This is a genomic window from Escherichia sp. R1 (assembly GCF_003000935.1).
Taxonomy (GTDB): domain Bacteria; phylum Pseudomonadota; class Gammaproteobacteria; order Enterobacterales; family Enterobacteriaceae; genus Escherichia; species Escherichia coli.
On the sequence record NZ_PSRU01000085.1, the window covers coordinates 1 to 716 of the forward strand.

Here is a 716-nt window from a genome sequence, read left to right on the forward strand (position 1 = left end):
AATAAATATCCTCCGGCATAGCCGGAGGTTTTTCAAATGCGCCTATAAGGCTCTCTTACCAGCCGCGCCCTAACAGGCGCACACGATCTGACATTTGCATCCAACTTCGTTACTTACGGCCCGTAAACGGGCTGCCCGGATAGGGAATCGATAACTGCTCTCCCATTTTATCCTCTTCAAGCTGGTGCTTTATGTAATCCTGTATCTTCGCCGTGTTCTTACCCACCGTATCGACGTAATACCCTCTGCACCAGAACTCCCTGTTCCTGTATTTGAATTTCAAATCACCAAACTGCTCGTAAGGCATCAGACTGCTTTTCCCTTTCAGATATCCCATAAAGCCTGATACGCTCATTTTGGGCGGGATCTCCACAAGCATATGGATATGATCTGCACAGCATTCAGCTTCCAGAATCCGTACACTTTTCCACTCACACAGCTTTCTCAAAATACAGCCTATTGCTCTACGCTTCTCTCTGTAGAACACCTGTCTTCGGTATTTTGGCGCAAATACTATGTGATATTTACAGTTCCATCGGGTGTGCGCTAAGCTCTTTTCGTTCCCCATTGGGACCCCCTTTTGATTTCTTGTTTGACACTTGCAGTTGCCAGACCGCAAGGTGTTTTAACAAATCAAAAGGGGTTTTAATAACTGGCTCAAAGCTGAAAGCTTTCCGGAACCCCCAGCCTAGCTGGGGGTTTTCTGTGCACAAAAA

Annotated in this window: 2 protein-coding genes; both read right to left on the bottom strand. The window is 46.5% G+C overall.

Going from position 1 to position 716, the window contains the following annotated elements; all coding sequences use genetic code 11:
• Positions 1 to 109: 109 nt before the first annotated feature.
• A complete protein-coding gene (tnpA, locus tag C4F37_RS27205) occupies positions 110 to 568 on the bottom strand; it encodes an IS200/IS605-like element IS200C family transposase (RefSeq protein ID WP_000526115.1) in 459 nt (152 codons plus the stop codon).
• On the bottom strand, positions 525 to 716 hold a 192-nt coding region (locus C4F37_RS28145; RefSeq protein WP_000396815.1), incomplete at its 5' end, for a hypothetical protein. The genes C4F37_RS28145 and tnpA, both read right to left, overlap by 44 nt.